General features: G+C 73.1%; 5 protein-coding genes. 1 reads left to right on the forward strand and 4 read right to left on the reverse strand.

Translation table 11 applies throughout. The features are described from left to right. Positions 1–56: 56 nt before the first annotated feature. The 3 genes from ACWEPX_RS05565 to ACWEPX_RS05575 form a co-directional block, all read right to left on the reverse strand. A complete protein-coding gene (locus ACWEPX_RS05565) occupies positions 57–641 on the reverse strand; it encodes a hypothetical protein (protein ID WP_451895892.1) in 585 nt (194 codons plus the stop codon). Between the two features lie 81 nt (positions 642–722). Continuing rightward, on the reverse strand, positions 723–1,367 hold the full coding sequence (locus tag ACWEPX_RS05570) for a hypothetical protein (protein ID WP_451895893.1): 645 nt from the start codon (positions 1,365–1,367) through the stop codon (positions 723–725). 122 nt (positions 1,368–1,489) lie between these two features. Beyond that, positions 1,490–3,784, reverse strand: a complete 2,295-nt coding sequence (locus tag ACWEPX_RS05575; protein WP_451895894.1) for a sodium-translocating pyrophosphatase — start codon at positions 3,782–3,784, stop codon at positions 1,490–1,492. A 234-nt stretch (positions 3,785–4,018) separates the two neighbouring features. On the opposite strand from ACWEPX_RS05575, the gene ACWEPX_RS05580 reads away from it, so the two are divergent. Then, the gene (locus ACWEPX_RS05580; RefSeq protein ID WP_451895895.1) at positions 4,019–6,322 is read left to right on the forward strand and encodes a DEAD/DEAH box helicase; all 2,304 of its coding nucleotides are present in this window, start codon (positions 4,019–4,021) and stop codon (positions 6,320–6,322) included. Between the two features lie 1,022 nt (positions 6,323–7,344). Here ACWEPX_RS05580 and ACWEPX_RS05585 read toward each other — a convergent pair. Beyond that, positions 7,345–7,971: a bifunctional DNA primase/polymerase gene (locus ACWEPX_RS05585; RefSeq protein ID WP_451895896.1), complete on the reverse strand. Its 627-nt coding sequence runs from the start codon at positions 7,969–7,971 to the stop codon at positions 7,345–7,347. Between the last annotated feature and the right edge of the window lie 1,237 nt (positions 7,972–9,208).

Here is a 9,208-nt window from a genome sequence, read left to right on the forward strand (position 1 = left end):
GTTGCCGCTCGACAGCCTGAGTCCCTACCACCCTGCCATCGGCCACCAATACACGTTCATGACACCACACGCATCTCCGCCCCGGTGGGCCACAGTGCGTCGCACCCCGGCCCCGGAGAGCGACCCACGAGTTCCCCGAGCCGGGCGAGCCTACGCCGTCCCCGGATGCGGAGGCCGCCGGAATGCGCCGACGCGGGCAGCCCGCACCGGGCGAGGGCCTCGACCAGGCGGTCATGAGTATGCGGCGCGAGCTGGTCGAGGCCGAGCAGGTACCCCCCATCGGTCCACCGGCCCGCCGCCAGCGCCCACAGGCGCAGCGCGTTGCCGTCGGGGGTGAAGCCGTCCGGGACGCGCTTGCGGCCGCCGCCCCAGTCCTGCGCCAGCGGCGCCAGGTCGGCCCGGAAGGCGGTCCGCACCTCGTGCTCGCCGGTGTACTCGCAGACCTGCCTGCGCACCGCCACCCCGCGCAGCCCCAGCGCTGTGACCAGCGCTTTCGCCCGAACGGGGCGGTCGACCGGGATGGTGAGGCGGGCGGTCCCCCCGGCGAAGACGCGGACCCGGCCGGGCCCGCAGAGCAGCCCCGCCAGGTCGGCCAGTTTCGGGGACGACGCCTCGGCGGAGTAGAAGGAGAGCTGCTCCACGGCGGCCAGGTTAGAACAGAAGTTCGAGCTGCGGAAGCGCGTGCGGCCACGCACCGCGGTCAGCCCGTCACGTGGCGAAGGTCACGACGTCCGGGTGGCCGCCGAGGTCGGGATGGAGGTCGGCACGCCTGCCGAGCCGGAGGCGTCGGTGCCCGCCAGCGTCCGGCAGGACGCGGCCTTCTTGAACGCCGCGTCGAGCTGCTCGTTGCCGCGCAGCCCGGCCATCGGGTTCTCCAGCTCGGCGAGCTTCTGCAGGTCCGAGCCGACCTTGGTGAACGCCTGCTTGAACTTCTCCGGGTCGCTGACGTCGGCGGCGGCGAACTCGTCGCGCGAGCGCTGGACCTGGTCGCGGGCCTTCTGCAGGGTCTGCACGGCCCGGTCGGCGGCGATGTCGCCGTCGGGCACGGGCGGGTCGCCCGCCTCGCCGATGCCCGCCGACATCCGCTCCAGCGCGTCGACCAGGGTGTCGAGGTAGGAGATGAGGTTGCCCTTGGCCGCCTTCGGGTTGTTGGGGTCGATGTTGGGGCCCTTGCTGAGCTTGGCCACCTCGGGCGAGACCGACGAGCACACCCGCTCGGCCCAGGCCACGGGGTCGCCCTGGGGCTCGGTGGGGGCCACGGTGGTGGTCGGGGCCTCGGGGGCGGGCTCGGGCGTGCCCGGGTCGTCGTTGCCGCATGCGGCGAGCACGAGGACGACGGCTGCGGCGATCAGGGGGCGGCGGACCATGCGCTGGCTCCTCGGGCTGCTCGGATCGGCGTAGCCGATCTTGCCGGCCGGACCAGCCGCCCGCAGGCCGAAAGGAGCAGGGCAGGCTCAGCCTTTCGGCTGAACCTGCCCTGCGTGCCGCGTCAGGCCGCGCCGTTGGACACCGGCTCGGCGGCAGGCGTCTCGGCGATCGCGGTCGTGCGCCGCTTGGAGACCACGACCGCGACCACGATCAGCGCCGCCGCGACCAGCGCGATGGCCAGCCGGACCCCGGTGGAGGCGTCCGCCCCGACCGACAGGGCGACGATGGCGGGCGCGATCAGCACCGACACCAGGTTCATCACCTTGATCAGCGGGTTGATGGCCGGACCGGCGGTGTCCTTGAACGGGTCGCCGACGGTGTCGCCGATGACGGTCGCGGCGTGGGCGTCGGAGCCCTTGCCGCCGTGGTTGCCGTCCTCGACCAGCTTCTTGGCGTTGTCCCACGCGCCGCCGGAGTTGGCCAGGAACACCGCCATCAGCGTGCCCGCGGCGATCGCGCCGCCGAGGTAGCCCGCCAGCGGGCCGACGCCGAGGCCGAAGCCGACGGCGATCGGGGCCAGCACGGCCAGCAGGCCGGGGGTGGCCAGCTCGCGCAGCGAGTCGCGGGTGCAGATGTCGACCACCCGGCCGTACTCCGGTCGGGTGGTGCCCTCCATGATCCCCGGGATGTCGCGGAACTGGCGGCGGACCTCGAAGACGATGGCGCCCGCCGCCCGGGTCACGGCGTTGACCGCCAGGCCGGAGAACATGAACACCACCGCGGCGCCGATGACGACGCCGACGAGGACGTTCGGGCTGAACACCGTGAAGATGTCGTTGGAGAACTCGTTCTGCGCCTTGGCGAACGCCGCCTTGATCGCGTCGAGGTAGGACCCGAACAGCGCCGTCGCGGCCAGCACCGCGGTGGCGATGGCGATGCCCTTGGTGATGGCCTTGGTGGTGTTGCCCACCGCGTCCAGCTCGGTCAGGATCGCCGCGCCCTCGCCGTGCACGTCGCCGGACATCTCGGCGATGCCCTGGGCGTTGTCGGAGACCGGGCCGAAGGTGTCCATCGCGACGATGACGCCGACGGTGGTCAGCAGGCCGGTGCCCGCCAGCGCGATGGCGAACAGCGCCACGGTGATCGAGCCGGAGAGCAGGAACGCGCCGTAGACCGCGCCGCCGATGACCAGCGCGGTGTAGACGGCGGACTCGAAGCCGACCGAGATGCCCGCCAGCACGACGGTCGCCGGGCCGGTGAGCGCGGTGCGGCCGACGTCCTTGACCGGCTTGTAGTCGGTGCCGGTGAAGTAGCCGGTCAGCCAGAGGATGACCCCGGCCAGCACGATGCCGATGATCACCGCGACCGCGGCGACCAGCGCCGGGCTGCCCGCGATGTTGGTGTCCGCCGCGCCGGTCAGCTCGGAGAACGAGGTCGGCAGGAAGATGAACGCCGCCGCCGTGCACAGCACCGCCGAGACCAGGGCGGAGATGTAGAAGGAGCGGTTGATCGCGGTCAGGCCGCTCTCCCCCGCCTTCGCCTTGGTGATGTAGACGCCGAGCATCGCGGTCAGCACGCCCAGCGCGGGGACGATCAGCGGGAAGAGCAGGCCCTGCACGCCGAACGCCGTGCTGCCCAGGATCAGGGCGGCGACGAGCATGACGGCGTAGGACTCGAACAGGTCGGCGGCCATGCCCGCGCAGTCGCCGACGTTGTCGCCCACGTTGTCGGCGATGGTCGCGGCGTTGCGGGGGTCGTCCTCGGGGATGTTCTGCTCGACCTTGCCGACCAGGTCCGCGCCCACGTCGGCGGCCTTGGTGAAGATGCCGCCGCCGACCCGCATGAACATGGCGATCAGGGCGGCGCCGAAGCCGAAGCCCTCCAGCACCTTCGGGGCCATGCCGGTGTAGACGAGCACGACCACCGCCGCGCCGAAGAGGCCGAGGCCGACGGTGGCCATGCCGACCACGCCGCCGGTGCGGAAGGCGATCCGCATGGCCTTCTCCCGGCCGCCGTCCTCGACCGACGCCGCGGCGACCCGCAGGTTGGCCTGGGTGGACAGCCACATGCCCAGGTAGCCGATGGCGAAGGAGAAGGCCGCGCCGACCAGGAAGAACACCGATCGGCCGATGAGCTCCGCCGTGCTGTCGGCAGGCAGTGCGAACAGCAGCAGGAAGACGATGCTTCCGAAGATCAGCAGCGTGTTGCGCTGCCGCTTGAGATACGCCGCCGCGCCCTCCTGCACCGCCTTGGCGATGTCCTGCATCTTGGCGGTTCCCTGACCGGCGGCCAGAACCTCCTTGAGCAGCACATACCCGACGGCAAGAGCGGCGAGGGCGATCACGGCGACCACGACGACGACACCGCGATCAGCGCCGGTGAGCGTCAGGTCCGCCGCGAGGAAGTGCCCTTGCATCCGTCCTCCTGATTGATCTGCCTGTTCCGGGAGCCGACGTCTGCTGGACCGGACCCCGTTACCGACGTGTGCACCACCACAATCGGTGGGATGGGCGCGGAGTCTATTGGTAAAGCAGTTCCCACTCGCCAGCCGTCCCGCACCGTGCACGTTCAGTAGTGGTTCATCAAACCGATTGTGACCAACATCTCGCCGATTTCCAGGACAGCCGGTCTGCTGTGGGAAGCTGCGCGGATGGGTGAGCACCGGGGCGATCTGCTGCTCAAGCGCGTGGTGGCCGGTCTGCCACCAGGCGAGGACCCGATCACCCACGTGGCGTCGCTGCCGGCCCGCGCCGCGGCCGTGGTCCCCTGGCCGTCGTGGGCGCCGCCGGAGGTGGTGGCCGCGTTCGCCGCGTGCGGGGTGCCCGCGCCGTGGTCGCACCAGGCCGAGGCCGCCGACCTGGCCCACTCGGGCCGCGACGTGGTGCTGGCGACCGGCACCGGGTCGGGCAAGTCGCTGGCCTACCAGCTGCCCGTGGTCACGGCCCTGCTGGCCGATCCGAAGGCGACTGCCTTATATATCTCGCCCACCAAGGCTCTGGGGGCCGACCAACTGCGCTCGGCCCAGGCGCTCGGGCTGGCGGACCTGCGCGCCGCGTCCTACGACGGCGACACCCCGATGGCTGAGCGCGATTGGGTGCGGGCGCACTCCCGCTGGGTGTTCACCAACCCCGACATGCTGCACCGGGGGGTGCTTCCGTCGCACGGGCGGTGGGCGCAGTTCTTCCGGCAGCTCCGGTACGTGGTGGTCGACGAGTGCCACTCCTACCGCGGGCTGTTCGGCTCGCATGTGGCGCTGCTGATGCGGCGGCTGCGGCGGGTGGCGGCCCGGTACGGGTCGTCGCCGGTGTTCATCCTGGCCTCGGCCACGGTGTCGGACCCGGCGACCTCGGCGTCGCGGCTGTGCGGGGGCGAGTGCGTCGCGGTCACCGACGACGGCGCGCCGCGCGGGGCCAGGACGGTCGCCCTCTGGGAGCCGCCGCTGACCGAGCTGACCGGCGAGAACGGCGCCCCGATACGCCGCTCGGCGGGCGCCGAGGCGTCGCGGATCATGGCCGACCTGGTCATCGAGGGCGCCCGCACGCTGGCCTTCGTCCGCTCGCGCCGGGGCGCCGAGCTGGCCGCGCTGGGGGCCAGGCGGATCTTGTCCGAAGTGGACCCCGAGTTGGAGCCGCGGGTGGCCGCCTACCGGGCCGGGTACCTGCCGGAGGAGCGCCGGGCGCTGGAGGCGGCCCTGGGCTCGGGCGAGCTGCTGGGGGTGGCCTCGACCAACGCGCTGGAGCTGGGGGTCGACATCGCCGGGCTGGACGCGGTGGTGGTCGCGGGCTACCCGGGCACGCTGGCCTCGTTCTGGCAGCAGGCGGGCCGGGCCGGGCGCGGCGGCGACGGGGCGCTGGTGGTCTTCGTGGCCAGGGACGACCCGCTGGACACCTACCTCGTCCACCACCCGGCCGCCGTCCTGGACCGCCCGGTCGAGGCGACGGTGATCGACCCGGGCAACCCGTACGTGCTGGCCCCGCAGCTGGCCTGCGCCGCGGCCGAGCTGCCCCTGACGCCCGCGTGCCTGCCCGCCTTCGGCCCGACGGCGGAGTCGGTGCTGGGCGAGCTGGTCCGCGACGGCGTCCTGCGCCGCCGCCCGACGGGCTGGTACTGGACCTCGGCGGACCGCCCGCACGGGGACGTCGACATCCGCGGGTCGGGCGGCGAGCAGATCGCGCTGGTCGAGGCCGACTCCGGCCGCATGCTGGGGACGGTCGGCGCGGGCAGCGCGTGCGCGACGGTCCACCCGGGGGCGGTGTACCTGCACCAAGGCGTGTCGTACGTGGTCGACGAACTGGACCTGGACGCCTGCCTGGCGCTGGTGCACCAGGAGACCCCGGACTGGACGACCTCGCCGCGCGAGGACGTCGACATCGCGGTGCTGGACGTGCTGTCCCGGGTCGACCACCCCAGCGGCGTGTCGGTGTGCTTCGGCGAGGTGGCCGTGACCTCCCAGGTCGTGGGCTACCTGCGCCGCCTCCCGTCCGGCGAGGTCCTCGACCAGATCCCCCTCGACCTGCCCCCGCAGACCCTGAACACCCGCGCGGTCTGGTACACCCTGCCCGAGTCCCTGCTGGCCAGGTCCGGCATCCTCCCGCCGCGCATCCCCGGCTCGCTGCACGCGGCCGAGCACGCCGCCATCGGCCTGCTCCCCCTCATCGCCACCTGCGACCGCTGGGACATCGGCGGCGTCTCCACGGCGTGGCACCCCGACACCGGCCACCCCACCGTCTTCGTCCACGACGGCACCCCCGGCGGCGCGGGCTTCGCCGAACGCGGCCACACCGCCCTGACCGCCTGGCTCACCGCGACCCTCTCCGCGATCACCGCCTGCGAGTGCCCCACCGGCTGCCCGTCCTGCGTCCAGTCCCCCAAGTGCGGCAACGGAAACGAACCCTTGGACAAGGAAGGCGCCACCACCGTCCTCCGCACGGTCCTCACCGCAATCACCACCTGACCCGCCCACCCGAGTAACACCTCTTCAGACGCTTCCACCCGCACGGCGGGCGGGGCGGTCACCCCGAACAGCCCGACTGCCCGACCGCGACCTGCCTCCACCCACACGGCGGGCGCGGCAGTCACCCCGAACAGCCCAACTGCCCGACCGCAGCCTGCCTCCACCCACACGGCGGGCGCGGCAGTCACCCCGAACAGCCCAACTGCCCGACCGCGACCTGCCTCCACCCACACGGCGGGCGCGGCAGTCACCCCGAACAGCCCAACTGCCCGACCGCGACCTGCCTCCACCCGCACGGCGGGCGGGGCGGTCACCCCGAACAGCCCGACTGCCTGACAGCGGCCTACTTCCACTCGCACGGCGGGCGGAGCGGTCACCTTGGACTGCCCAGCTGCTCGACCGCGGCCTGCTTCCACCGCGCGGCGGGCGGGGCGGTCGCGGCATAGCTCGAATCGTTGCCCGCTAGCAGTGCGCGACCCGCCATGGTCGACCTGGCGGTTTGCCGCGCGCCGGGTCCGGCGTGCTAGCTGGCGCGGCAGTTGCGGTCGCGGCGCAGTTGGGTGATGGCCACTCGCGGTGCGCGACTGGCGGCGCGCATGAATGGTTGCGGCGCGCCGGGGCGCGTCGGGGTTCGGGTCCGACGCGCTGCCCGGCGCGCTGCGGTGCGGCCGAGGGGGCTGGGGTGCCTGCTACCCGAGGTCCACTGTGGTCACGGCGGGCGAAGTCGGCGTCGGGAGTCGCTGGGGCGGGCTGTCGCCCAGCCCGCCCGCGGTCCCGGGGCGGGTCGCCGACCCGCGGCCAAGGCGGGGGCCGCGTCGTCGTCCGGTGGTCACGAGTGGCCGGGGAGGCTGCTCCCGGCCCATGCTCGGCCTGCTGCCTGCCCGGGCGCCGTCGCCGAGGGCGGGAGTGTGGCGCGGCGGCTGGGCAGGCTTGGTTCTGCGGCCGGACGGGGGAGTTACGGGAGGAGGGCTCACCCCGCCCGGCCGCAGTGGTCCACTATGGAGTTGTCAGTCCCGGTTCGCTCAGTCGGCGGCGACGAGCGCGCTGACCAGGTTGTGCACGGGCGCGTCGAGCCCTTCGAGCAGCGCTTCCTGGACGACGCGCGGGTCCGGCAGCACCCAGTTGCACACCTCGGGCTTGACCCGCCAGTGCACGACGCCGTGGCGCACCGGGCTCGGCGGCAGCGAGATCCACTCGCCCTCGGCCCGCAGCACCACGTCGTGCTCGGCGAGGTCGCGGTGCAGCCGCCCGCCGGAGCGGGCCAGGAAGAACCAGCGGCTCTCCGGCGTCGCCACGATGGGCACCGGCAGGCCGAAGGACCGCAGCACCCGGGCGGCGCGCCTGCCGAGGTCACCGTCGACCTCGATGGCGTCCACCCCGGCCCCGGTGGCCAGCAGCAGGCTGTAGGGCTTGCCCGCCCACCAGCCCGCGACCCGCTCGGCGTCGGTGCCGACGCGCTGCTGCCAGTCGGCGTGCACCGGCACCGGCCCGTCGGCCTCGACCCCATCGCGCCCGGCCCAGCCCTGCGCCGTCGGGAAGGTGCCCGGCAGGACCGACCAGCCCTGGAACGCCAACCCGATGGCCTCGGCCCGCAATTCCGGCCGGAACGCCCGACGCCAGCTCTCGGACCTTTCGCTGCTGTCCAACATCTTTGGTGGAGCCTCCTCGCGATGCGGACCCGGTAGTCACGGCGTCCTGTGACCTACTCAACGGCATCACCCCACCCCCGGGAAACTTGCAGTCGACAACTGGTCGTTATGAGGAGGTGAAGTGCGGCGCACCCACCGCGCTACCGAACCCCCACCAACCGGTCACCGCGCCCACCCAGCTCACACGTCCGGGTAACACCCCCGACCGGTCACTAAGGACTCCTTTCGTCTAGACAACCCTTCTGACCAGCTCAAACTCCTCTCTACCCAGAGTGCTCCCACCCCCGCCCCGCCCCCACCCCCTCCCCCTCCCCCTGCCGCTCACCGTGCGGCATCTACCGCTTGCCCCCGGCCACCGGCCGACCGCCCGCCGCAACCGACTTCGCCCCGACCGAAACCGGCACATCGCCCAGCCCCGATTGACACCCGCCCGATTGGTCAGACCAATCCCCACCCCCGCCACCCCTCCCCGCCCGCCAGCCGCAGCCGCCGACGCCAATTGGTCCAATACCGCAACCGTCAACGGTTCTGCCGCTGAGCGGGTCGCAGGGACGGGAGCACCCGCCGAACCGCGCCAGCTGCCCGGCCAGCGGGTGACGTCCCCCGTCGCCGCAACTCGGAGCAGCAGTGCCACGCGACGCAGCTCGGTCGAAAGCCCAACCGGTACTCGGGCCTTAAGCCCAACCGCTAATGGAGCGCGGGCGGAGCGCGAGCGCAGGTGTGGACGTGCGGGCGGAGGCAGGAGCGGGACAAGTCCGCTGCCCGTCCTTCCGCAGCCTGATCGGCAGTGCCGGTGGCGGTTGGGTTGGCGGGCTCTGGACCGGAGGAGGCTGGCAGGTGAGTCGGTGGGCTGGGAGGTGGGGCGAGTCCGGCCGGGAGTGGGGCGGGTCTGGCGCGGGGTAAGGCGAGCCCTGGCCGGGAAAGGGCGAGTCCAGCGAGGGGGTGGGGCGAGTCCGGCCAGCGGTAGGGCCACCGGCCGGGAATGCAGCGAGCCCAGCGAGGGCTGGGGCGAGTCCAACCGGCGGTGGGGCCAGTCCAGCCAGCGGTAGGGCCACCGGCCGGGAGTGGGGCGAGTTCAGCGAGGGCTGGGGCGAGTCCGGTCAGCGGCGAAACCAGTCCGGTCAGCAGTGGGGCCCGTCCAGCGAGGGCTGGGGCGAGTCCGGTCAGCGGCGAAACCAGTCCGGTCAGCAGTGGGGCCCGTCCAGCGAGGGCTGGGGCGAGTCCGGTCAGCGGCGAC

The sequence above is a fragment of the Actinokineospora sp. NPDC004072 genome (assembly GCF_053604195.1).

What these genes read in the sequence shown, in the direction of transcription:
- ACWEPX_RS05570 (WP_451895893.1), bottom strand. Translation starts at nt 1,367, where the DNA reads ATGGTCCGCCGCCCCCTGATCGCCGCAGCCGTCGTCCTCGTGCTCGCC.
- ACWEPX_RS05575 (WP_451895894.1), bottom strand. Translation starts at nt 3,784, where the DNA reads ATGCAAGGGCACTTCCTCGCGGCGGACCTGACGCTCACCGGCGCTGAT.
- ACWEPX_RS05580 (WP_451895895.1), top strand. Translation starts at nt 4,019, where the DNA reads ATGGGTGAGCACCGGGGCGATCTGCTGCTCAAGCGCGTGGTGGCCGGT.
- ACWEPX_RS05585 (WP_451895896.1), bottom strand. Translation starts at nt 7,971, where the DNA reads ATGTTGGACAGCAGCGAAAGGTCCGAGAGCTGGCGTCGGGCGTTCCGG.